The sequence below is a fragment of the Dickeya parazeae Ech586 genome (genome assembly GCF_000025065.1).
Classification (GTDB): Bacteria; Pseudomonadota; Gammaproteobacteria; order Enterobacterales; family Enterobacteriaceae; genus Dickeya; species Dickeya zeae.
Genome location: NC_013592.1, coordinates 3,907,963 through 3,931,627, shown reverse-complemented (window position 1 = coordinate 3,931,627; position 23,665 = coordinate 3,907,963). Strand labels below are relative to the sequence as shown.

Here is a 23,665-nt window from a genome sequence, read left to right as displayed (position 1 = left end):
CTACTCGGCAGTGAACGCACCGGCACGACATCGGGAACCGTTGCAGCTTTTCTAAGCTGCCTACTCGGCAGTGAACTTCCACCTCGTGGAAGGGTTGGGCAACGAAAATTTCTAAGCTGCCTACTCGGCAGTGAACTCTATGTACTCCTCGCTGACGAGTGCCGGGATTTTCTAAGCTGCCTACTCGGCAGTGAACGTCCATCATAATATTCAGCCCCAGCAGGTGGCTTTCTAAGCTGCCTACTCGGCAGTGAACTTATCTCAACTGACAGCGCCGACGGTCGTTGATTTCTAAGCTGCCTACTCGGCAGTGAACTGTAGCCCGTTGACTCTAACCCGTTGTATTTCAGCCTGCAATTGTCGATTTTCGCTGTCAGACCCTTTTTTTTCGGCTGTCGGTAACTTGTTGATTTTTCAATACCGAAAATAGCGGCTGAAAAAAAGGGTGCGGAAATAAGGAAAGTCTTTTCGGCGTCATTCACTTTCTCGCTTGGGTTGTGATAGGTTAATTCTCGTTACTTTCCAGTGTATTACGTGTTTTCCAATTAATTATTAGCCTGCGTGTTATTACGCGGGTGGGGTTGCTTTATCACGACAACAGAGAAACGGTTTTATGGATAACGTATTCAGCCCGTCGGATTTAAAAACCATTCTGCATTCCAAACGCGCCAATATTTATTACCTCCAGCATTGCCGTATTTTGGTCAATGGCGGGCGGGTGGAATATGTCACCGAAGAAGGGAATCAGTCGTTGTACTGGAATATCCCGATTGCTAATACCAGCGTGGTGATGCTCGGCACCGGTACTTCGGTCACGCAGGCGGCGATGCGGGAATTTGCCCGCGCCGGGGTGATGGTCGGGTTTTGTGGGGGGGGCGGTACGCCGCTGTTCGCGGCCAATGAGGCCGAAGTGGCGGTGTCATGGCTGTCGCCGCAAAGTGAATACCGCCCTACTGAATATTTGCAAGATTGGGTCAGCTTCTGGTTTAACGAAGAGCAGCGGCTGGCGGCGGCGATTGCCTTTCAGCAGGTGCGCATTGGCCAGATTCGCCAGCACTGGCTGGGCGGGCGGCTGGCGCGTGAGTCGCGTTTTGCTATCAAACCCGAGCATGTGGAAGCACTGCTTAACCGCTATCAGCAGGGGCTGACGGCGTGTCGCACCAGTAACGACGTATTGGTGCAGGAAGCGATGATGACCAAGGCGCTGTACCGGCTGGCGGCCAACGCGGTGAGTTACGGTGATTTTACCCGCGCCAAACGCGGTGGCGGTACCGACCTGGCGAACCGTTTTCTCGACCACGGTAATTATCTGGCTTATGGGTTAGCGGCGGTGGCGTTGTGGGTACTGGGCCTGCCGCACGGGCTGGCGGTGCTGCACGGCAAAACCCGGCGCGGCGGGCTGGTGTTCGATGTGGCGGACCTGATTAAAGACGCACTGATTCTGCCGCAGGCGTTTATCGCTGCCATGGAAGGGGAAGACGAGCAGGACTTTCGCCAGCGTTGCCTGACGTCGTTTCGTCAGGCCGAAGCGCTGGATGTAATGATCGACAGCCTGCAACAGGTGGCACAGCAATTAAGCCAGGTGGCGAAAACCGGGAGTCAGGGGGCGCAATGAACATCCTACTGATTTCCGAATGCAACAAGCGAGCGCTGGTGGAAACCCGCCGGGTGCTGGATCAGTTCGCCGAGCGCAAAGGGGAACGCACCTGGCAGACTGCCATCACCGAAGAGGGGTTAAAAACGCTGCGCACACTGCTGCGTAAAACCGCACGGCGCAACACAGCGGTGGCCTGCCACTGGATTCGTAGCGCCAATCACACCGAACTGTTGTGGATTGTCGGCAACCTGCGGCGTTTCAATCCGCAAGGCAGTGTGCCGACCAACCGTACCGAGCGCGATATTCTGCGCAGCCAGGATGAAAACCCGTGGCACAGTGCTGAAGCCTTCAGCCTGCTGGCGGCGATTGCCGGGCTGTTTCACGACATCGGCAAGGCCAATGCGCTGTTTCAGGCCGGGTTGCGGGGCAAAGGGCCGCGTAGCCAGCCGCTTCGCCACGAGTGGGTGTCGCTGCGGCTGTTTCAGGCGTTTGTTGGCGAGCAAGACGATACCGGCTGGTTGACGGCGCTGGCCGCTATCCGCGCGGAGGAGGAAGTGGCGTTGCTGGCACGCTTGCAACAGGATACGAAAATACTCAAGCCTTCGCCGTTTAACAGCCTGCCGCCGCTGGCGCAGGTGGTGGGCTGGCTGATTGTTTCGCACCACCGTTTGCCGATGTTTTGGGATGACAAGAGCGGCAATCCCAGCCCTGATCTCTCCTATATTGATGAATGGCTGACCACGCAGGTGTCACCCAACTGGAATGCCATTAATCACCTGCGCCCGGATATCAGTGCGCAGGAATGGCAACAGGTGTGGCAGTTCCCGCATGGCACGCCGCTGCAAAGCCGCGTCTGGTGTGAAAAGGCGCGCAAGTTCGCCACTCGTGCGCTGAAGTTACCCTCGTTGATGACCTTCGGCCAACTGGAGCAACGGTTGACGGTGCATCTGGCGCGGCTGTCGCTGATGCTGGCAGATCACCATTACTCCTCTTCCGATGCCACCCCCGGCTGGCAAGACCCGCGTTATACCGTATGGGCTAATACCGAGAAAAACGTGTTCAAACAGCGTCTGGACGAGCACTGCGTCGGCGTGGCGCAGAATGCGCTGCTGCTCGGGCGTAGCCTGCCGCACCTGCGCGACACGCTGCCAGCTATCACCCGCCACAAAGGCTTTCGCCAGCGCAGCACCGATGCGCGTTTTCGCTGGCAGGATAAAGCGTTTGATCAGGTCTGCGCGATACGTGAGCAGGCGGCTCGACACGGCTTTTTTGGCGTTAACATGGCGTCTACCGGGCGCGGCAAGACGCTGGCGAATGCCCGCATTATGTACGCGCTGGCAGATGAATCCGTCGGGTGCCGCTTTTCGGTAGCACTCGGCCTGCGCACCCTGACGCTACAAACCGGTGATGCCCTGCGCCAGCGCCTGACGTTAGATGAAGACGACCTGGCGGTGTTGATTGGATCGCAAGCGGTGCAGGAACTGCATGAGCTACGCCAGCAGGAGCAGGAAACGCGTGTGGTGCAAACCGGTAGCGAATCGGCTGAGTCGCTGTTTATCGAGCATCAGTACGTCAGTTACGACGGCTCGCTGGATGACGGACGGCTGAAAACCTGGCTGAAAAAATCGCCGACGCTGCATCAACTGCTGAGTGCGCCGGTGCTGGTTACCACCATCGACCACCTGATGCCCGCGACCGAAAGCCTGCGCGGCGGCCACCAGATTGCGCCGATGTTGCGGCTACTCACCTCGGATTTGGTGCTGGACGAGCCGGACGATTTTGGGCTGGAAGACCTGCCCGCGTTGTGTCGGCTGGTGAACTGGGTGGGGATGCTTGGTTCACGGGTATTACTGTCATCCGCCACGCTGCCACCGGCGTTGATCCGCGCACTGTTCGAAGCCTACCTGAAAGGCCGCGAAGCCTGGCAGCAGGCTTACGGTGAACCGGGTACGCCGCTGAGTATTTGCTGCGGTTGGTTTGATGAATTCGACAGCCAGTGCCATCAGCTTGCTGATACCGACGCTTTTGCCGCTCAACACAAGGCGTTTGTCGCCGGGCGCATCGACAAGCTGCAACAGCAGGAGCAGCGGCTGCGCTGGGCGGAGATTGAACCGGTGGCAAGCCCGACGCGAGAGGCGAGCGCGGTGTGCCGGGCGGTGGCGCAAACCCTGCACCAGCGGCTGTTTGCGCTGCATCAGCACCATCACCAGACGCATTCCGGCGGCAAAACCGTGTCGCTGGGGTTGATTCGCATGGCAAACATCAACCCGCTGGTGGCGGTGGCGCGTGCGCTGATGGAGATGCCCTCGCTGCCGGATTACTGCGTGCATTACTGCGTTTATCACAGCCAGCACCCGCTGGCGATGCGCTCCCACATCGAAGCGCGGCTGGATGCGGCACTGATGCGCAAAGACCCGCAGGCACTGTGGCAGGTGGCGGAAATTCGTGACGCCATCGCACAGCAGCCGCAACGGCATCACCTGTTTGTGGTGCTGGCCACCTCGGTGGCGGAAGTGGGGCGAGACCACGATTACGACTGGGCCATCGCCGAACCCAGCTCGATGCGTTCATTTATCCAGTTAGCCGGGCGTATTCTGCGCCACCGCCAGCGTGACGAGTATGTACCGACCTCTCCTAACTTTTATCTGCTAAGCCATAACGTGCGGGCGCTGCGTCATGGTCCGGCTGGTGATAAGCAAACGATTGCGTTTTGTCGCCCAGGTTTTGAATCAGAGCACGGTTTCACACTCGCCAGCCACGACCTGCGGGAGATCCTCAAACCGGAGGACTACCAGCACATCAGCGCTGCGCCGCGTATTACCGAGCCACCGTTAGATCTCAAAAAACTGACGCTAATCAGCCTCGAACACGCAGCATTAAGGTTAATGCTGTTGGGGAGGACAAAACCGCGGCCGACAGATAAACCCGCAGCGGTGTTGTGGTGGAAGGTTTCGTTGCACTGGAACGGCGAACTACAACGGCACACGCCGTTTCGCCGTTCAGACCCGCAGCAGCGCTACTGGCTGCGGTTGGAAGACGAAAGCGAAAAAACGCGTTTTATGTTGCAGGACGACGGCCCGAGCGGCTGGAAAGAAATCGATGTGATTCGCTCAGTGGAACAGGCCATGGCCGACGGCGTCAGCCTCTGGGTAGAGATGGATTACACCACGCTTTACCTGCAACTGGCCGAGGAAAAGCAGTGGGAACTCGCCAGAGTCAGCGACCGCTTTGGTGAAATCAGCATCAGCACCCGAGATAACCTGGCGTGGTGCTGGCATGAGTGGCTCGGGGTGTTTGGCGCACTCAAGTGAGTGCGCCGCTGCCTATGCGGCAGTTAATAATAATCATGCTAATAAATAGCGACTCTTGTTTCTAAGCTGTCTGATTCGACAGTGTCCGCATCATATATATGGAAATTGGATTATACAATGATTTCGATAAAGAGGGACTCTTGGGTGTTGATCGCTTGATTGGCATTGTGTAGCATGGCGTCACTGTCTTGATTGATTAGTGAGTCTAATGAAATGAAGCGCCATAACTCAACGTTGTTCTGTGTCGCGGTACTTTGTATTGTTGCCGGTCTGCTGATGAGGCCGGTATCTATGACTGTCAGTAACCCACCGGACACGTCAGTAAAGGCCCAGTGGTTCTCGGTTTTTTCTATAAATATTAACCGTAACTAATCGCAATTGATAACACGCTCAAGGAATCGACTATGAGTAGTGAGGGTTTGCAAGCGTTTATCCTGTCGTATATCGAAACCCGAAAGCAGGCCAAGCTGGATGCCTTCGATAAGGCCGCCGACAAGCAGCGAGCGGCGTTAAGCGGCGAAGCGCTGGCCGCAGCGGAAGTGACGCTTTTGCAGCAGCGGCGTGAGATTGAGCAGGCTTATGAGGTGCGCACCTGGCTGACGGATGCCGCCAGCCGCGCCGGGCAGATTAGCCTGGTGACCCACGCGCTGAAATTCACCCACAGTGATGCCAAAGGCAGCAGTGTGTTCAGCACTGAGCCTGCAACGGCTACGGATGTGCTCTCCACCGCATCACTGGCGCAACCAGCGATTGATGCGGTGGGCAACGCCGCAGCGCTGGATGTGGCTAAATTGCTGCAAACCGAGCATCAGGGTGATTCGCTGGTGGCGGCGCTGCAACGGGGCGACCACCGCGCACTGGAAGCGCTGGCGGAAAACGCAGAGCAGCTTACCCAGTGGCTGGCCGGGTTCGGGCAGGTGTTAAGTGATAAGCAACCCAGTTCCCACAAGCTGGCAAAGCAGATCTACTTCCCGGTGGGTGACGGCGAATACCACTTACTCAGTCCGCTTTATTCCTCTTCGCTGTCGCAGGCGCTGGATCAACGCCTGAACGCAGTGCGCTTTGGCGAGCAGGCTAAAGCCACCCGTGAGGCCCGGCGGCAAAAGCGTTGGCACGATGAGGTTGACGTCAGCTACCCCGGTATTGCGGTGCAGAATATGGGCGGCACCAAGCCGCAAAATATCTCCGCACTGAACAGCGCTCGTAGCGGTCGTTCCTATCTGCTCAATTGCGCGCCGCCACAGTGGCTCAGCCAAATTAAACCGCCGCTTGATAGTGACACCATCTTTCGCAACAACGGCGAGGTGGATGCACTGACCTATGTGGATCGCCGGGATATGCGGCAATTCCTGCTCAGCGTCAAAGACGTGGAAAACAACCGCGATATTCGCAATCAGCGTCGGCGCTACCTCGACCAGTTGATCGATACCTTGTTTGGCTATGTCGTCACGGTGCAAAACCTGCGCCCGGCAGGCTGGAGCAAGGACTCCCGCCTGAATGTTCCTCTGCAATTGTGGCTTGACCCATTTCGCTGTCGGCAGGATGACGCTTTCTGCTATGCACGCGAAGGGGGGGACTGGAAGGAACAGGTCGCTCGCGAGTTTGGCCTGTGGCTGAATGCGCGATTGCAGCATGAAAAACTGATTTTCGGCGAGGTGGAGCGCCGCGAGTGGTCCACCGCCGCACTGTTTAAGCAGCGGCTGCGGGAAAACGAGCGATGGCTGAAGGAGGAGCTGGCATGAGCAAGCTGATGATTCTGCGGCGTATTGTGGTGGAAAACGCCAACGCCATTGCTGGGCACACCTACGGCTTTCCCGCCATCAGTCATTTTCTCGGCTTTACCCATGCGTTGTCGCGCCAGTTGCAGGCATCCCACGGTTTGAGGCTGGAAGGCTGCGGTGTGGTGTGCCATCAGCATCAGGTTCACGCTTACGGCAATGGCTGGAACCGCAGCTTTGCGCTGACACGTAACCCGTTGACCAAAGAGGAAAAAACCGCTGCTTTTAACGAAGAGGGGCGGATGCACCTCACCGTGTCGCTGCTTATCGAATGCCACGGCATGTTGCCCGGTGAAGACGGGCGTGAGGCGCTTCGCCAGCAGGTGCGGCAACAGGCGCAACAGCAGCGGCTGGCGGGCGGGCTGACTGTAGATATCGAACAGGTGAGCTTCCATGACATACCCGCCAGGGGCGCAGCCACCCGCGGCCTGATGCGTCGTTTACTGCCGGGCTTTGTGCTGGTAGACCGCACGGCGCTGTTATCGTCGCATCTTGAAACCCGGCAACAGGCTGACGCGCAGGCGGACATGCTGGATGCCTGGCTCGATTTTGCTGCCCTGAAATATCAGGCGGTGCGATCTTCTGATGATGCGGTGAGCTGGCAGCCGCTGCCCAAGCCTGACAGAGGTTATCTGGTGCCGCTGATGACCGGCTACCGCGCTATTTCGCCGTTGTACAACCCCGGCGAGGTGGAGAAAACCCGCGACCCGTCCACCCCGTTCTGTTTTGCCGAAGCCATTTACGGCGTGGGTGAATGGCGCGGCGCGCACCGTATTGACGACATCAACCGTATTTTCTGGCGTTACCTCTATCAACACGACGATCAACACCACACCTACCGCTGCCTGCAAACCGGACAAGGTACAGACAGCGCCGCAGATGATTACGACGAATTCGAACTGAACGACTTTGAATAAGGATGAAGACCATGGCAAAAGCAGCAACCACGTTGAAAACCGCATCGGTACTGGCGTTTGAGCGCAAACTGGCGAATTCCGATGCGCTGATGCTGGCGGGCAACTGGCAGCAGGAGAACTGGCAGCCGGTGGTGATTCAGGAAAAATCGGTACGCGGCACCATCTCCAACCGGTTAAAAAACGCCATCAGCAGTGACCCGGCTAAACTGGATGCCGAAATTCAAAAACCCAACCTGCAAACGGTAGATGTGGCAGCGCTGCCGTTTGATGCCGACACGCTGAAAGTGGCCTTCACCCTGCGGGTGCTGGGTAATCTGGCGCTGCCGTCGGTCTGTAACGATCAGGATTATCAACAGGCGCTGACTGACCTGATTAACGGTTACGCCCGCGAGCAGGGCTTTGGCGTGCTCGCGGCACGTTACGCTGAGAATATCGCCAGTGGTCGTTTTTTGTGGCGCAACCGTATCGGCGCAGAAGCGGTGCAGGTGGTGGTGACGCACGACGATAAGCGCTGGGAATTTAACGGCGAAGACTACTCGCTGCGCCAGTTTAGCCAGCCTTCGGGGGCACTGGCCGAACTGGCCCACGCCATTGAGCAGGCGCTGGCGGGCAGCGATTCGGCGTTTTTCCGCGTGGAAGCGCAGGTGAAATTGGGCAACGGGCAGGAGGTGTTCCCGTCCCAAGAACTGGTGCTGGATGAGCGCGCCCGCAACGGCAAGAGCAAAATTCTGTATCAGGTTAACGGCGTGGCGGCGATGCACTCGCAGAAAATCGGCAATGCGTTGCGCACGGTGGATGACTGGCACCCGGAAGCGGCGGAAACCGGGCCGATTGCGGTTGAACCCTATGGCTCGGTCACCAGCCGTGGCCGTGCGTATCGCCAGCCGAAAGACAAGATGGATTTTTACACCCTGCTGGATAACTGGGTGATCAAGGGCAACGTGCCGGAGGTGGCGCAGCAGCACTACGTGATCGCCACACTGATTCGCGGCGGGGTGTTCGGCGAGAAAGGTGAGTAACCCTATGGACCACTATATCGAGATTCGGGTGTTGCCTGACCCGGAGTTCAGCGCGGTGCAGTTGCTGAGCGCGCTGTTTGCCAAGTTGCACCGGGCGCTGGGGCAGCGTGCGACTGGCGATATTGGCGTGAGCTTTCCGGATGCGGGCAAAACGCTGGGGGAACGGCTGCGGTTGCACGGCAGCGTGCAGGCGCTGGCGGCGCTGGAACAAACCGGCTGGTTGAAAGGGCTGCGCGACTATAGCACCATTACCGATGTATTAACGGTGCCAACGGGTGCGCAGTACCGCACCGTGCGCCGGGTGCAGGTAAAAAGCAGCGCTGAACGCCTGCGCCGCCGGGCGGTGAGTAAAGGCCGAATGACTGCGGATGAAGCCGCCGCCCGCATTCCCTATGCGGCGGAAAAACGCACCTCGCTGCCGTACCTGCCGCTGCGCAGCCTTTCCAGCGGACAAACGTTTTTACTGTTTGTCGAGCACGGCCCGTTGCAGGAGAAACCAGTCGCCGGGGTGTTCTCCAGCTACGGCTTAAGCGCCATCGCCACCATCCCGTGGTTTTGACCCTTTTTTTGCGGCCAGTTGTAACGTATTGATTTTTAATACAGCAATCTGGCCGCCAGAAAAAAGGGTTTTTCCGGGAAAACGGCTATTTCTCTTTAACAATCAGGTGATAAGCGATTATTCGCTACAGTTCACTGCCGCACAGGCAGCTTAGAAATGCATCAGCGCACCGGGAATATTGCCGGTCTCGTTCACTGCCGCACAGGCAGCTTAGAAAGTATACGGGCAGATCACCCGGCGCGCCGCCTGGTTCACTGCCGCACAGGCAGCTTAGAAATGGGAATGCTGAAGAACCGCACGGAGTTAACCGTTCACTGCCGCACAGGCAGCTTAGAAAAGCGTGTACAATCGTTGTCGCCTGCTGTATCAGTTCACTGCCGCACAGGCAGCTTAGAAACGGCAGGTCAACGGCCAAACCCGCATCAGCGCGTTCACTGCCGCGTAGGCAGCTTAGAAAAAAGCCAAAGAATCCCATCGGTTACATCCTCATGTTCACTGCTGTGTAGGCAGCTTAGAAATGATACGTGGGGCCATTGTGGAACGGGGCGATGTTCACTGCCGCACAGGCAGCTTAGAAAAGAATAAGCGCCTGCGCGCCGAAAATGATTCGGTTCACTGCCGCACAGGCAGCTTAGAAATCTGCATGTAGCGCATCCGGCAGTGCGGGGGCGTTCACTGCCGCACAGGCAGCTTAGAAAATTGAAAATGTGATTGTCCGGCTGGCGCACACGTTCACTGCCGTGTAGGCAGCTTAGAAATGCGGCGCACGATTGAAGCCGAAAGTGTCGGCGTTCACTGCCGTGTAGGCAGCTTAGAAGCCAGTGATTTGAGAAGGGCGCCTTCGGGTAATGTTCACTGCCGTGTAGGCAGCTTAGAAATCAAGAAATAAGGCAAAACCAATGACCGAATTGTTCACTGCCGCATAGGCAGCTTAGAAAAGTCAAAATAAGCTGGTCGGCTTCTTCGCGTGGTTCACTGCCGCATAGGCAGCTTAGAAACATGACTATCGCTATTCCGGCAAATTACGTTCGTTCACTGCCGCGTAGGCAGCTTAGAAATTACAATACGTGCTCACGTCGATATGAATATCGTTCACTGCCGCGTAGGCAGCTTAGAAAGCGCCCGGACAATCAACGCTGCTAAGGTGCCAGTTCACTGCCGAGTAGGCAGCTTAGAAATCTCGTAAGGGCTTTTGTCGTCAACATTAACAGTTCACTGCCGAGTAGGCAGAGGTTGACGGGTTTACTGGCGTTAAAACTACGCTGAGGTGGGCGACTTCGCCGGATGCACGGCATGGATGCCGTGCAAGCCCATTCCGCGTAAGGAACGCGTAATGGGCGGTCCGAACAGCGAAGGCGAACGCCGAAGGCACCGCGTCAGCGGCGTAGTTTAGCCATCAAGCCAGAGGTCAAGGAGAGGTGGCGCTTGCACCTCTCCTTGTCGTGCGTGCGATGAAATAGTAGAGAGGCGCGATTGTCTATCCCGCACGAAACCACCCACCGCCCAGCATAAATCAGGCCGCAATCCCCCGGCTGTTACCAGCACCCCATCCCCGGCGGGCATAGCCGTTTCCTGCAAGGAAAAAAATCCCCCAACCGTTACCGGCTGGGGGAAAGGGCGTAAAAAAAGTGAAAGGAATAACTTACTGTACGGCAGCGAAGGCAGCAGCGACGCGCTGTACGTTGTGATGGTTTAACCCGGCGATGCAAACACGGCCGCTGGCGATGAGATACACACCGAACTCTTCGCGCAGGCGGTCTACCTGTGCGGCGCTAAAGCCGGTGTAGCTGAACATGCCGCGTTGGGTTAGCAGGTAGTCAAAGTTACGTTCCGGTAGCGCTTTTTTCAGTTCGTCCACCAGCGTCTGGCGCATTTCATGAATACGCAGGCGCATCGCTTCCACTTCTGCGTGCCAGCTGGCGTTGAGCGTGCTGTCGTTCAGTACGCGCGAGACCACCTGGGCACCGAAGTTCGGTGGGCTGGAGTAGTTGCGGCGCACGGTGGCTTTCAACTGCCCCAGTACGCGGCTGGCGGCGTCCTGGTCTTCACATACGACGGACAACCCGCCGACGCGCTCGCCATACAGCGAGAAGATTTTAGAAAACGAGTTGCTGACCAGCGCTGGTAGGCCCGCACTGGCGATGGCGCGAATGGCGTAGGCATCGTCGTCCATGCCGCCACCAAAGCCCTGATAAGCGATATCCAGAAACGGCACCAGCTCGCCTTTGATCAGCACTTCGATGACGCGGTCCCACTCGGCGTGGGTCAGGTCTGAGCCGGTCGGGTTGTGGCAGCACGGGTGCAGCAGCACGATGCTGCGCGGCGGCAGCTGTTTCAGCGCGCTTATCATCTTTTCTACGTTGACGCCCAATGTGTCGGCGTCAAAGTACGGGTAGGTATGCACCTGAAAACCGGCACCGGAGAAAATCGCGATGTGGTTTTCCCAGGTCGGGTCGCTGACCCAGACTTCGGAGTCCGGGAAATAACGTTTGAGGAAATCGGCCCCCACTTTCAGCGCGCCGGAGCCGCCCAGGGTCTGGATGGTGGCGACACGCTGCGCGGTAAGCGCCGGGTGGTGCTCGCCGAACAGCAGCGTTTGTACCGCGCTGCGGTAAGCGGCCAGACCTTCCATCGGCAGGTAAACCGAGGCGTGTTGCGGCTCTGCCTGCAACTGGGTTTCTGCGGCGTTGACCGCCTGCAACTGAGGAATGACGCCTTGACCGTCGTAATACAACCCGATGCTGAGGTTGACTTTATCAGTACGGGGATCCTGCTTGAATTTTTCCATCAGGGACAGGATAGGGTCGCCAGCATAGGCGTCGACATTCTGGAACACGTTGGTCACTCTCCTCAGGTATAAAAAGTCAGGCTGTTCGCTAGGCGATATAACGGCCGGGGCGATGATTCATGGCAATAATCAGATTCAGCGCCGCCGCTCCTACTACCGATGCGATCAGCATGGGTATGCTTACCACGAACAGGGAAGCCAGCACAATGGTCACGTCTACCGCCATCTGGAATTTTCCGGCGCGGATTCCACTTTTATCCTGTAAATAGAGCGCCAGAATATTCACCCCACCCAGACTGGCGCGATGGCGAAACAGTACGATAAACCCCAGCCCCATGATCAGGTTGCCAAACAGCGTGGCGTAAACCGGTTGCAGGTGGTCAAAGTGGATGAAGAGCGGGTGCAGGTCGGAAAACAGCGAGACCATCGCTACCGCACAGAAGGTTTTAACGGTAAATGCCCAGCCCATGCGCCGAATAGCGAGGTAATAAAACGGCAGATTCAGCAGAAAGAACGCGGTGCCAAACGAGATATGGGTCGCGTAGTGCAACAAAAAAGCCATACCAGCCGTGCCGCCGGTGAGCGCGCCCGCCTGGCGCAGCAGAATCACCCCGAAAGAGACCATCAGGGTGCCGATAAGCAGTGCCAGAACGTCTTCCAGCAGCGTGTGTGAAACGGGTTGTGGTGTAATGACGTTATCCATGGAAACGTGCCTGATAAAAGAGGGAATACCTGTCTTTTCAAGCAAAAAGCACACCAGATGGTGTGGCGCATGTCGCCCAGGGTTGCTTTTTCACGCTGTAATCACGTTAACGTATTGAAAGCATTAAACGAAAATATTTACACGTATCGTGCATGATTGTCGTTATTTATGTGGATATCGTGCAATTTATGGTGGAGTGATGCAGGAGGTATGCCGCCCTGCACCATAATGAAGCACGGTGTGCACTGAATCAGAGCGCTGAGGCGGCTGGTGCCATTAACCCGTTCTCTTTCAGGCGGTTGAGCACCACGGAGGTTTTCAGGTGCGCCACGCTTTTATTGCGCGCCAGAATTTCGCTGATGAGCGCGCTCAGGCCGTGCAAATCCGCTACCGCCACTTTGAGCATGTAATCGGCATCACCAGTGGTTTTGTAGGCATCAATAATGGCGTCTACTTCGCCGAGCATCTGATGGAAGCTGTCTACGCATTCCTGAGTGTGATTGATCAGCCGCACTTCAATCAACCCCATCAACTCCAGCCCCACCGCATCGGGCGCCAGCCGGGCGTGATAGCCGAGAATCAGTTGCGCCTGTTCGAGGGCGATTCGACGACGGGAGCACTGTGAGGCAGACAACCCAACCAGATCGCTGAGCTCCTGATTAGTCAGGCGTCCGTTTGCCTGCAGCAATGTGAGGATCTTCAAATCAAAATCATCAATGTTGTACATAGCCCTGCCTTGCCAGAAGCATAAAGCCTACAGACTATCAGCTTTTTTCCCTTCCGGAAGTTCGTTGTTTGACATCTTATGCCGCCAGCACGTTTTTCCGGCTGAGCGCTTGCACCATTCTGGTTCGTTGTTGTGTATGACTAGCCGGTATTTTGTCTGTTGTATGCGATTTTTGTCTGTTTTTTACACTGAATAAACGCAATGGCTGTTTTGTTGCGAGAAGTGTGAATTCATGATTTTTTCTAAACTGATTCAGTTTGTTAAGTACCTTAAACACGCCTTGCGGGGAAACGGTGTGGAGGTTGGCCTGATAATTGCTCCTTGTGTGACGACAGACATAACAATTAACCCACTTTCTGGGAGACAGGGTGATGAACACACAACAAGACAGCCAGCTGAAGCGCGGGCTGAAGAACCGCCATATCCAGCTGATTGCGCTGGGTGGGGCGGTCGGGACCGGTTTGTTTCTTGGCATTGCACAGACAATTCGTATGGCAGGGCCGTCGGTGCTGCTGGGGTACGCCATTGCGGGCGTGATTGCTTTTTTTATTATGCGTCAGTTGGGGGAAATGGTGGTGGAAGAGCCGGTAGCCGGTTCGTTTAGTCATTTCGCTAACCATTACTGGGGGCATTTTGCCGGGTTTATGTCCGGCTGGAATTACTGGGTGTTGTACGTGCTGGTGAGCATGGCGGAACTGAGCGCGGTGGGCATCTACATTCAGTATTGGTGGCCGGGTGTGCCGACCTGGGTTTCGGCGGCGGTGTTTTTTGTCGCGATTAACGCCATCAACCTGAGCACGGTGAAGGTCTACGGCGAGCTGGAGTTTTGGTTTTCCATCATCAAGGTGGCGGCGATTATCGGCATGATCGTGTTTGGTGGCTATCTGCTGTTGAGCGGTACGGGCGGGCCGGATGCCAGTGTCGCCAACCTGTGGCAGCACGGTGGCTTCTTCCCGAACGGTGTCAGCGGCATGGTAATGGCGATGGCGGTGATCATGTTTTCCTTCGGCGGGCTGGAGCTGGTGGGGATTACTGCCGCCGAAGCGGACGACCCGCAACGCAGTATCCCACGTGCCACCAATCAGGTGATTTACCGCATCCTGCTGTTTTATGTGGGGGCGCTGGCGGTACTGCTGTCGCTGTATCCGTGGCAGAAAGTGGTGGAAGGCGGCAGCCCGTTCGTGCTGATTTTCCACGCGCTGGATAGCAATCTGGTGGCGAATGTGCTGAATCTGGTGGTGCTCTCCGCCGCGTTGTCGGTATACAACAGCTGTGTGTACTGCAATAGCCGCATGCTGTTCGGGCTGGCGCAGCAGGGCAACGCGCCGCGGGTGCTGCTTTCGGTCAACCGCCGTGGTATTCCGCTGGTGTCATTGGGGGTATCGGCGCTGGCGACGGCGTTGTGTGTGCTGCTCAACTACCTGATGCCGGGCAAAGCGTTTGAACTGCTGATGGCGCTGGTGGTGTCTGCACTGGTGATCAACTGGGCGATGATCAGCATTACCCATTTGAAATTCCGCCAGGCGAAACAGCGTGCGCATCAGGAAACCCGCTTCAAAAGCCTGGGCTACCCGCTGACCAACATTCTGTGCCTGCTGTTTCTGGCCGGGATTTTGGTGATCATGGCGATGACGCCGGGCATTCAGATTTCCGTGTGGCTGATTCCGTTCTGGCTGCTGGCGCTGGGGGCGGGTTATGCCATCAAACAGCGTAAAAAGGCGGTAGCGGTGTTGACGGTGGAGTAACGTTTTTGGGCTGTTGGTAAACAGCCGGGGTGCTTTGTTATTGACTGGCGAATGTATGTCAGGTTGGTGGGTGGTTTCGTGCGGGATAAACGGTGTCGATTCTTTGCCACATCATCGCACGCACGACAAGGAGAGGTGCAAGCGCCACCTCTCCTTGACCTCTGGCTGAGTGGCTAAACTACGCCGCTGACGCGGTGCCTTCGGCGTTCACCTTCGCTGTTCGGACCACCTGTGACGTGCTCCATGCACGGCACAGGTTTTCGCGGCGTCCTGCCGCTCATCCGGCGAAGTCGCCCACCTCAGCGTAGTTTTAACGCCAGTAACCCCACCACCGCTGCCTGTACGGCAGTTCACCTTCGATGGCGTCAATCAACTGGTTCCAGCTCTTTCTAAGCTGCCTACGCGGCAGTTCACCGTCTCAATTAGTGGAAGACGCTCCGTTATCGTTTCTAAGCTGCCTACACGGCAGTTCACTGACACGTATCTTGATGACGCAACCGCTGATTTTTCTAAGCTGCCTACACGGCAGTTCACACGCAGCAGGATTTTAATACGGAATTCGATAATTTCTAAGCTGCCTATGCGGCAGTTCACGGTTGGAGTCCCGGTCAGCGATGGGCTGCCTATTTCTAAGCTGCCTATGCGGCAGTTCACATCGCGGTTACCGGCCCATGCCTGATATCTCATTTCTAAGCTGCCTATGCGGCAGTTCACCTGACCAAGGTAATGACCGTGACGTACACCGTTTTCTAAGCTGCCTATGCGGCAGTTCACCTGGCGTGTGGCGTCATGCGATAACCGCCCATTTTCTAAGCTGCCTATGCGGCAGTTCACTTGTTTGCGGTCGAGCTTTTCTGTGTCATCAATTTCTAAGCTGCCTATGCGGCAGTTCACGCCAGTACCACCCCGGAATCGGGCCACGCCGTTTTCTAAGCTGCCTATGCGGCAGTTCACTATTTGGCTGAGGTTATAGCGGTGCTGATGCTTTTCTAAGCTGCCTATGCGGCAGTTCACGCTGATACACGGCAGGTGGCGATCTCGGTAGCTTTCTAAGCTGCCTATGCGGCAGTTCACTGTAGCAATTTATCGCTTATGGCTTGATGTTGAAAGGGAAAGTCGTGTTTTGGGTCGTGAAACCCTTTTTTAAAACCCACCTTTATCATCATTAAAAATCAACGAGTTATCACGGGGCGAAAAAAAGGGTCAAAAGCGATATTCGTGAATATGGCGTGCTACAGTGACGTTTTTGCCAGACAGGCGTGACGTGCAGGGATATTTCATGAAAAAACGGTTCTCATTGATGTTGTTATTGGGGCTGGCCGGTAGTGCCAGCGCGGCTTCTCATCTTGATCAGGTTCAGGAACGTGGGGTGCTGAAGGTCTGTACTACCGGGGACTATAAGCCGTATACCTCGCTGCGTGCGGATGGCAGTTACGAAGGTATCGATATTGCGATGGCGCAGTCGCTGGCGAAAAGCCTGGGCGTGAAGGTGGAATGGGTGAAAACCAGCTGGAAAACCCTGATGCCAGATTTTCAGTCTGACCAGTGTGATATCGCCATGGGCGGGATTTCCGTCACGCTGGAGCGCCAGAAGAAGGCCTTTTTCTCTAATACGCTGGATGTGGATGGCAAGATCCCGCTGGTGCGCTGTGACGATAAAGATAAGTACCAGACGGTAGCGCAGATTAATCAGCCCTCGGTGCGGGTGATCGAACCGGCGGGCGGCACCAACGAGGCGTTTGTGCATGCTCATTTACCGAATGCCCATCTGGCGTTGCACGACAATGTGACCATCTTCCAGCAACTGGTAGACAAGCAGGCGGATGTGATGATTACCGATGCGTCCGAAGCGTTGTACCAGCAGAAGCGTTATCCGCAACTGTGTGCGGTTAATCCTGCTTCACCGATGCAGTATGGCGAGAAAGCCTACATGCTGCCGCGTGACGACATGAGCTGGAAGTTATATGTGGACCAATGGCTGCACTTGTCTAAATCGACGGGTGAGTATCGGAATATCATTTCTGAATGGTTGGGTAAGGCAGAATAAAAGTTTGTGTATTCTGTGTAATATAACGTAAATCTATATTGTTTATCGTATTATTTGGGATAATAGACCGACATTGCGCACCATGAGATAGTTTTTGCTTATCTTTTGGTGCTTTTTTTCATTCAATTTCTTTGATTGATATCGGCAAATTAACCCGGTTTTAACAGACTGCTAACGGCGCTATCCTGCTTCACATCGAAGGCAAATGGCCTTCCCGACCCGAATAATGTGAAGAGGTTTATCATGAAATCAATCAAAACTGTTGTTGCTGCTGCCGTTCTGGCTACTGTCTCTTTCGGTTCTATGGCGGCGACTGAAGTTCAGTCAGCACAGAGCCGTGACATCGGGACCGTGTCTGTTACCGGTCGCACCCTGGATGATGTGCAGCATCAGCTGTCAGTAAAAGCAGATGCCGCCGGTGCCAAATCTTTCCGCATCATCTCTGCTACCGGTGATGACCAGATGCGCGCGGTTGCCGAACTGTATAACTAATCACTCGCTTGTGCGTGGCTGATGTTCTGCGGCTGACGCGTCATGAGTAAACGGTTCAGTATGATGTGAGAAAGCCCGAACCCAGGTTCATCCAGGGTTCGGGCTTTTTGCATAGCAGCGGATAGTGCTGATCGAGGATAGTACTGATCGAATAGTACTGATCGAATAATAGCACTGAGCGGGAAGGGCGATTAGCCGATGTGCTAGCCGATGTACTCCAGTTGAGTACGGGCGGTCAGACGGGTGATCAGCTCATAGGCGCTGATGCCGTTGTAGGCCGCGACGTTTTCTACCGGCAGCGGGCCGCCCCATAAAATCACTTCATCACCCACCTTGTCTTGTGCATCCGGCCCCAGGTCGACAGTGAGCATATCCATCGAAACCCGACCAGATAGCGGCACTTCACGGCCATTTACCCACACTGGCGTGCCGTTTTTGGCATCACGCGGATAGCCGTCGCCGTAGCCGATGGCGACCACCCCAAGGCGGGTGTCACGCGGGCTGACCCAGTTGCTGCCGTATCCCACCGGTTCACCGGCGTGGTGTTCGCGTACCGCAATCAGCTGTGAGGTCAAGGTCATTGCGGGTTTAAGCTGCCACTGGCTGGCATCGCCTTGCGCCAGCGGTGAAATGCCGTACTGGATAATGCCGGGGCGAATTTGATCCCGGTGCGCCTGTGGCCACAGCAGGATGCCACCAGAAGCGGCGATGGACTGACGGCCCGGCTTGCCTTGTACAAAGGCATCAAAGCAGTCGAGCTGGCGTTGGGTGGTATCGACCTCGGGTTCATCGGCGCGGCAAAAGTGACTCATGATGTTCACCGGCTGCACCACGTTAGTGCAGTTGCACAGCCGGGTATAAAACGCGTCGGCGTGTTCCGGTAATACGCCAAGGCGGTGCATGCCGGTGTCGAGCTTCATCCAGACCGTCAGCGGGTGCGGCAAGCGCGCCTGTTCCAGCGCCGCTAACTGCTCTTCACTGTGTACCGCGGTTTCCAACTGGTGTTCGGCCAGCAACGGTAACTCGTCAGCGTCAAAGAAGCCTTCCAGCAGCAGGATAGGTTTGGTGATTCCGGCGGCGCGCAGTACCAGCGCTTCGCTCAGGCGGGAGACGCCGTAACCGTCAGCGTCGGAAAAGGCGCGGGCGGCTTCCAGTGCGCCGTGCCCGTAGGCGTTGGCTTTGACGATGGCGATCAATCGGCTTTGTGGTGCCATCTGTCGGATACGTTGCAGATTGTGGCGCAAAGCCTGACGATCAATGACGGCAGTTGCCGTTTTCATGCTAAGTCCTTAGTGCGTTTATTCGTCATCATATTTATTCATCATCGTATTGTGGTCCGGCGTAATTGTCGAAACGTGACCACTGCCCGTTAAAGGTCAGGCGAACGGTACCGATCGGCCCGTTACGCTGCTTACCAATAATAATTTCCGCGATGCCTTTCAAATCGCTGTTTTCGTGATAGACCTCGTCACGATAGATAAACATGATCAGGTCGGCGTCCTGCTCGATGGAGCCGGATTCACGCAAGTCGGAGTTAACCGGGCGTTTATCCGCCCGCTGCTCCAGGCTACGGTTGAGCTGCGACAGCGCGATGACCGGTACTTGCAATTCTTTTGCCAACGCTTTGAGTGAACGGGAGATTTCGGCAATCTCCAGCGTTCGGTTGTCCGACAAGGAAGGAACCCGCATCAATTGCAGGTAGTCGATCATGATAAGGCTCAGGCCATCGTGCTCGCGGAATACCCGGCGGGCGCGGGAGCGTACTTCGGTAGGGGTCAGGCCGGATGAATCATCGATGTACATGTTGCGTTTTTCCAGCAACAACCCCATGGTGCTGGAAATGCGCGCCCAGTCCTCATCGTCGAGCTGACCGGTACGAATGCGGGTTTGGTCGACGCGCGACAGCGAGGCCAGCATACGCATCATGATCTGTTCGCCGGGCATCTCCAGACTGAAGATCAGTACCGGTTTTTCCTGTGTCATGGCGGCGTTTTCGCACAGGTTCATGGCGAAGGTGGTTTTCCCCATGGAAGGACGTGCCGCCACGATAATCAGGTCTGATTTCTGCAACCCGGCGGTTTTCTTGTCCAGGTCCTGATAGCCGCTGGAAACACCGGTGACGCCGTCGTGCGGGCGCTGATAAAGCTGCTCGATGCGCGACACGGTATCTTCCAAAATGCGGTCGATACTTTTGGGGCCTTCATCTTTACTGGCGCGGTTTTCTGCGATTTGAAACACGCGCGATTCGGCCAGATCCAGCAGGTCTTCGCTGCTGCGGCCTTGTGGATCATAGCCTGCGTCGGCGATTTCATTGGCGACGGCGATCATTTCTCGCACTACTGCACGTTCACGTACGATGTCGGCATAAGCGCCGATATTCGCCGCGCTGGGGGTGTTTTTCGCCATTTCCGCCAGGTAGGCGAACCCACCTGCGGATTCCAGCTCGCCTTTTTGCTCCAGCGACTCTGACAGGGTGATCAGGTCAATGGGCTTGCTCATCTCCAGCAGGCGCTGCATCTCGTTGAAGATGAGCCGATGGGCGCGGTTGAAAAAGTCGTTGGTACTGACGCGCTCGGCAACGTTGTCCCAACGCTCGTTATCGAGCATCAACCCCCCTAGCACCGACTGTTCCGCTTCGATGGAATGGGGCGGAAGTTTTAGCCCTTCTACCTGACGGTCGCGGGATTCTGCCGGTTTAGTTGATTTTTTTTCTGCCATGAAACGCGTTCTTTACGGGTTGATTTAGCTTAAGGAGTGGGAGCATTGTATATCACAGAATGACATATCGTCCGATGATATCTGCGGGCACACACGAGTAGATCGAGGAGATTCATCATGGCTAAACGTATTCAGTTCAGCGACCACGGCGGGCCGGGGGTGCTGGAGTATGTGGATTACACACCACGCGAGCCGGGTCTTAACGAGGTTCAGGTGGAAAACCACGCCATCGGCATCAACTTCATTGATACCTACTTTCGTGCCGGGTTGTACTCACCGCCGTCGTTCCCCTCGGGATTGGGGACTGAAGCGGCGGGCGTGGTGGTGAAGGCCGGGGCGAGCGTCACACACCTGAAGGTGGGCGATCGTGTGGTGTATGCCCAGTCGGCATTGGGGGCGTATAGCGAGCGGCATAACGTACCGGCGGACAAAGTCGCGCTGTTGCCGGATAACATCAGCTTCGAGCAGGCGGCGGCGTCATTCCTGAAAGGATTGACCGTACATTACCTGCTGCGTCAGACCTATGAAGTGAAACCGGGCGAGGTGTTTTTATTCCATGCGGCGGCGGGCGGCGTTGGGCTTATCGCCTGTCAGTGGGCGAAAGCCCTGGGCGCAAAATTAATCGGTACCGTCGGTTCTGACGAGAAGGCGGAACTGGCAAAACAGGCGGGGGCCTGGGCCACCATCAATTATCGCCGGGAAGATATCGTCCAGCGGGTGCTGGAATTAACGCACGAAGAGAAAGTGTCGGTGGTGTATGACTCGGTCGGCAAGGACACCTGGGAGGCATCGCTGAACTGCCTGAAACGGCGCGGGTTAATGGTGAGCTTCGGCAACGCGTCCGGCCCGGTGACCGGGGTCAATCTCGGTATCCTCAACCAGAAAGGGTCGCTGTATGTCACCCGTCCGTCGCTGTTTAGCTATATCACCAACCGCGAGGAGCTGGAGCTCGCCAGCCGTGAGCTGTTTGGGCTGATTGCCAGCGGTGCCATCAATGTGACGGTGCCGGAGAGCCAGAAATTTGCGCTGGAAGATGCGCAGTCCGCCCACCGTGCGCTGGAAAGTCGCACTACGCAAGGCTCATGCCTGCTGATTCCGGGTTACAGCGCGTAATCAGTGTGCTGTGGCAGGGCGCAGTACTTCCCCTGGCGTGTGAGGGCATAGGTGTTTGAGCGTGTCAGCGGGGGATTGATCAGGTAGTGCGATTCAGGCAGGACAAACACCGGCCCGGTAAGAGCCGGTGTTTGTGCACAGACCGTAAACGCCATAAGGCTAATTTCATCAGCTGTATGTAGGGTACAGCGGGTGATCGTCACGAAGGTGCCACTGAGCGGCTATTATTTTCCTGACGGCGATGAAATCGTGTCGTTGGCTTTTCCCTGAGTTATCAGGAAGACGCAGACAATACTCAGTATGCTAGCAGTTGCAGTGAGGAAAAAATATTTGCTGGCGCACAGTTTTGTATTCCCTGCGTTTTTATCTGCGATACGTCTATTCTGGTGTCTCTTTCTGTGTGTCGTTACCAGTCACCGCCGCCTCTGTGATAGCGCGAGTCGTATTTTTTCCGATACCGGCCATAGGGCGTACTGGCAGCACCTGGACCTTGATATCGACGCCACAGCCATACCACCACGATGGCCAGCAGCAACCACGGCAGGACTTTTATCGCCATCGTAAACAGCCCGGCAATCAGCATCACAATGGCGGCGGCAATCAGCGCCACCATGACGCCCAGTAGTGACACGCCGGTGACCACCAGCATGATAAAAAACCCCATAACGAAGAAAATCTCTAACATGGTGTGCTCCTTGGCCATTGAATCACGTCGTGCGCAGGAACCGCCGCATTCTGCGTGTGATGACGTATACAGGCTGAGTATTACAAGAAGCATGCCAGAATGAATTTCTGCTAACGCATTGATTTATAATGAGGTGATGACAAGGGGAAATACACTGTTGGTCAAAAAGACCAACAGTTGGTTTTTTTTAGGCGATGTTGACCAGGGATAACGCGTGTTCCACTACCGATGCGTCCGCACCCGGCTTATGGGCATTTTCACTCAGATAACGCCGCCACTGGCGTGCGCCGGGTATGCCCTGAAACAAACCGAGCATGTGCCGGGTGATATGGCCCAGTGCCGCACCACCAGAGAGTTCGCGTTCGATATACGGGTACATCGCCTGCACCACGGCCGCCTGATTCGGCACCACACTGGTGGCGTCAAACAGATCGCGGTCAACCTGCGCCAGCATACCGGGGTTTTGGTAGGCTTCCCGACCCACCATCACGCCATCCACGTGTTCCAGGTGCTGTTTCGCCTCCGCCAGCGTTTTGATGCCGCCGTTAATCGCCAGTGTCAGCGAGGGGAAATCGCGTTTAAGTTGGTAGACCCGTGGGTAATCCAGCGGCGGGATTTCGCGGTTTTCCTTCGGGCTTAAGCCGGAAAGCCAGGCTTTACGGGCATGCACGATAAAGGTGTCGCAGCCACCCTGTTCGGACACGGTGCGGATGAAATCGCATAAAAATTCGTAGCTGTCCTGATCGTCGATACCGATACGGGTTTTCACCGTCACCGGAATGCTGACGCGCTCGCGCATCGCTGTTACGCAATCCGCCACGAGCTGTGCTTCCGCCATCAGGCAGGCACCGAAACGGCCATTTTGCACCCGGTCGGACGGGCAGCCGACATTGAGGTTGATTTCGTCATAGCCGCGCTGTTCCGCCAGCACCGCGCACTGTGCCAGTGCTGTCGGGTCGCTGCCGCCGAGCTGCAACGCCAACGGATGTTCTTCGTCGCTATAGGCCAGATAATCGCCCTTGCCGTGCAAAATCGCACCGGTGGTCACCATCTCGGTGTACAGCAACGCGTTATGGCTCAGTAACCGGTGAAAGTAGCGGCAATGGCGGTCAGTCCAGTCCAACATCGGGGCAATCGAGAATCTCTGACGGTGGGCAGGCTTGCCGGGTGGGGTCTCAATGCCTGATTTCACGGGGTTTTCACTGATGGGTTTCTGAGTCATTTACGGGTGTTTCCAGACACGTGTTGATTAAATCATCTCCCTCGCAGCGCCAGAGCGGCGGCACGCCGCACGGTTGTGGTGTTCGGCGAGGATACAAAACATCACGCCGACACAGGCACAAAACGCGATGGCCTTACCGTCAGGGAATATACAGGCGAACGGGTAGTATAGCGGGAATCCCCTCTCTTTGGCAGACAGCGTGATAAGCGGAGAAAACATGTTGCGCCGTAGCTTCACGTTACCA

Annotated in this window: 18 protein-coding genes and 3 CRISPR repeat arrays (1 of these 21 cut by a window edge); of the genes, 10 read left to right on the top strand and 8 right to left on the bottom strand. The window is 56.2% G+C overall.

The annotated features are described in order from the left end of the window. Window positions 1-316: direct repeats of the CRISPR family, unit length 28 nt; unit sequence TTTCTAAGCTGCCTACTCGGCAGTGAAC; it reaches 1,452 nt to the left of the window's first position. A 297-nt stretch (window positions 317-613) separates the two neighbouring features. The 6 genes from cas1f (at window position 614) to cas6f (ending at window position 9,181) form a co-directional block, all read left to right on the top strand. Beyond that, window positions 614-1,615, top strand: a complete 1,002-nt coding sequence (gene cas1f, locus DD586_RS17145; protein ID WP_012886079.1) for a type I-F CRISPR-associated endonuclease Cas1f — start codon at window positions 614-616, stop codon at window positions 1,613-1,615. Then, complete coding sequence (gene cas3f / locus DD586_RS17140) at window positions 1,612-4,908, top strand: type I-F CRISPR-associated helicase Cas3f (RefSeq protein ID WP_012886078.1); 3,297 nt, start codon at window positions 1,612-1,614, stop codon at window positions 4,906-4,908. Before cas1f ends, cas3f begins: the two co-directional genes overlap by 4 nt. Window positions 4,909-5,312: 404 nt before the next feature. Further along, window positions 5,313-6,650 (top strand): type I-F CRISPR-associated protein Csy1, encoded by a 1,338-nt coding sequence (gene csy1, locus DD586_RS17135; RefSeq protein ID WP_012886077.1) that lies wholly within the window; start codon window positions 5,313-5,315, stop codon window positions 6,648-6,650. Further along, on the top strand, window positions 6,647-7,603 hold the full coding sequence (csy2, locus tag DD586_RS17130) for a type I-F CRISPR-associated protein Csy2 (protein ID WP_012886076.1): 957 nt from the start codon (window positions 6,647-6,649) through the stop codon (window positions 7,601-7,603). Before csy1 ends, csy2 begins: the two co-directional genes overlap by 4 nt. An 11-nt stretch (window positions 7,604-7,614) precedes the next feature. After that, window positions 7,615-8,622: a type I-F CRISPR-associated protein Csy3 gene (gene csy3, locus DD586_RS17125; RefSeq protein WP_012886075.1), complete on the top strand. Its 1,008-nt coding sequence runs from the start codon at window positions 7,615-7,617 to the stop codon at window positions 8,620-8,622. Between the two features lie 4 nt (window positions 8,623-8,626). Further along, on the top strand, window positions 8,627-9,181 hold the full coding sequence (gene cas6f, locus DD586_RS17120; protein WP_012886074.1) for a type I-F CRISPR-associated endoribonuclease Cas6/Csy4: 555 nt from the start codon (window positions 8,627-8,629) through the stop codon (window positions 9,179-9,181). A 129-nt stretch (window positions 9,182-9,310) separates the two neighbouring features. Beyond that, window positions 9,311-10,359: direct repeats of the CRISPR family, unit length 28 nt; unit sequence GTTCACTGCCGCACAGGCAGCTTAGAAA. 464 nt (window positions 10,360-10,823) lie between these two features. Here cas6f and DD586_RS17115 read toward each other — a convergent pair. The 3 genes from DD586_RS17115 to DD586_RS17105 all read right to left on the bottom strand — a co-directional run bounded on the left by DD586_RS17115 (window position 10,824) and on the right by DD586_RS17105 (window position 13,399). After that, window positions 10,824-12,017, bottom strand: a complete 1,194-nt coding sequence (locus tag DD586_RS17115; RefSeq protein WP_012886073.1) for an amino acid aminotransferase — start codon at window positions 12,015-12,017, stop codon at window positions 10,824-10,826. A gap of 40 nt (window positions 12,018-12,057) precedes the next feature. After that, complete coding sequence (locus DD586_RS17110; RefSeq protein WP_012886072.1) at window positions 12,058-12,672, bottom strand: YitT family protein; 615 nt, start codon at window positions 12,670-12,672, stop codon at window positions 12,058-12,060. A gap of 250 nt (window positions 12,673-12,922) precedes the next feature. Then, complete coding sequence (locus tag DD586_RS17105) at window positions 12,923-13,399, bottom strand: Lrp/AsnC family transcriptional regulator (protein ID WP_012886071.1); 477 nt, start codon at window positions 13,397-13,399, stop codon at window positions 12,923-12,925. A 371-nt stretch (window positions 13,400-13,770) separates the two neighbouring features. Between DD586_RS17105 and DD586_RS17100 the strand changes: the two genes are divergently transcribed. From DD586_RS17100 to bhsA, 3 genes are all read left to right on the top strand, one after another. Beyond that, window positions 13,771-15,144, top strand: coding sequence for an amino acid permease (locus tag DD586_RS17100; protein ID WP_012886070.1), 1,374 nt, complete (start codon window positions 13,771-13,773; stop codon window positions 15,142-15,144). 386 nt (window positions 15,145-15,530) lie between these two features. Next, window positions 15,531-16,218: a CRISPR direct-repeat array (repeat unit 28 nt; unit sequence TTTCTAAGCTGCCTATGCGGCAGTTCAC). 205 nt (window positions 16,219-16,423) lie between these two features. Next, on the top strand, window positions 16,424-17,191 hold the full coding sequence (locus DD586_RS17095) for a transporter substrate-binding domain-containing protein (protein WP_012886069.1): 768 nt from the start codon (window positions 16,424-16,426) through the stop codon (window positions 17,189-17,191). 243 nt (window positions 17,192-17,434) lie between these two features. Beyond that, entirely contained in the window at window positions 17,435-17,683 is a 249-nt protein-coding gene (gene bhsA, locus DD586_RS17090; RefSeq protein WP_012886068.1) for a multiple stress resistance protein BhsA, read from the top strand. 203 nt (window positions 17,684-17,886) lie between these two features. Here bhsA and alr read toward each other — a convergent pair whose 3' ends face one another. Next, window positions 17,887-18,963: an alanine racemase gene (alr, locus tag DD586_RS17085; protein WP_012886067.1), complete on the bottom strand. Its 1,077-nt coding sequence runs from the start codon at window positions 18,961-18,963 to the stop codon at window positions 17,887-17,889. 34 nt (window positions 18,964-18,997) lie between these two features. Beyond that, complete coding sequence (gene dnaB / locus DD586_RS17080; protein WP_012886066.1) at window positions 18,998-20,401, bottom strand: replicative DNA helicase; 1,404 nt, start codon at window positions 20,399-20,401, stop codon at window positions 18,998-19,000. Between the two features lie 117 nt (window positions 20,402-20,518). On the opposite strand from dnaB, the gene DD586_RS17075 reads away from it, so the two are divergent. Next, window positions 20,519-21,514 (top strand): quinone oxidoreductase, encoded by a 996-nt coding sequence (locus DD586_RS17075; protein ID WP_012886065.1) that lies wholly within the window; start codon window positions 20,519-20,521, stop codon window positions 21,512-21,514. Between the two features lie 406 nt (window positions 21,515-21,920). On the opposite strand, the gene pspG is transcribed toward DD586_RS17075, so the two are convergent. The 3 genes from pspG to DD586_RS22050 form a co-directional block, all read right to left on the bottom strand. Continuing rightward, on the bottom strand, window positions 21,921-22,199 hold the full coding sequence (gene pspG / locus DD586_RS17070) for an envelope stress response protein PspG (RefSeq protein WP_012886064.1): 279 nt from the start codon (window positions 22,197-22,199) through the stop codon (window positions 21,921-21,923). 187 nt (window positions 22,200-22,386) lie between these two features. Further along, window positions 22,387-23,325 (bottom strand): tRNA dihydrouridine(20/20a) synthase DusA, encoded by a 939-nt coding sequence (gene dusA / locus DD586_RS17065; protein WP_238553581.1) that lies wholly within the window; start codon window positions 23,323-23,325, stop codon window positions 22,387-22,389. 123 nt (window positions 23,326-23,448) lie between these two features. Then, a complete protein-coding gene (locus tag DD586_RS22050; protein ID WP_157668906.1) occupies window positions 23,449-23,640 on the bottom strand; it encodes a hypothetical protein in 192 nt (63 codons plus the stop codon). Window positions 23,641-23,665 lie beyond the last annotated feature (25 nt).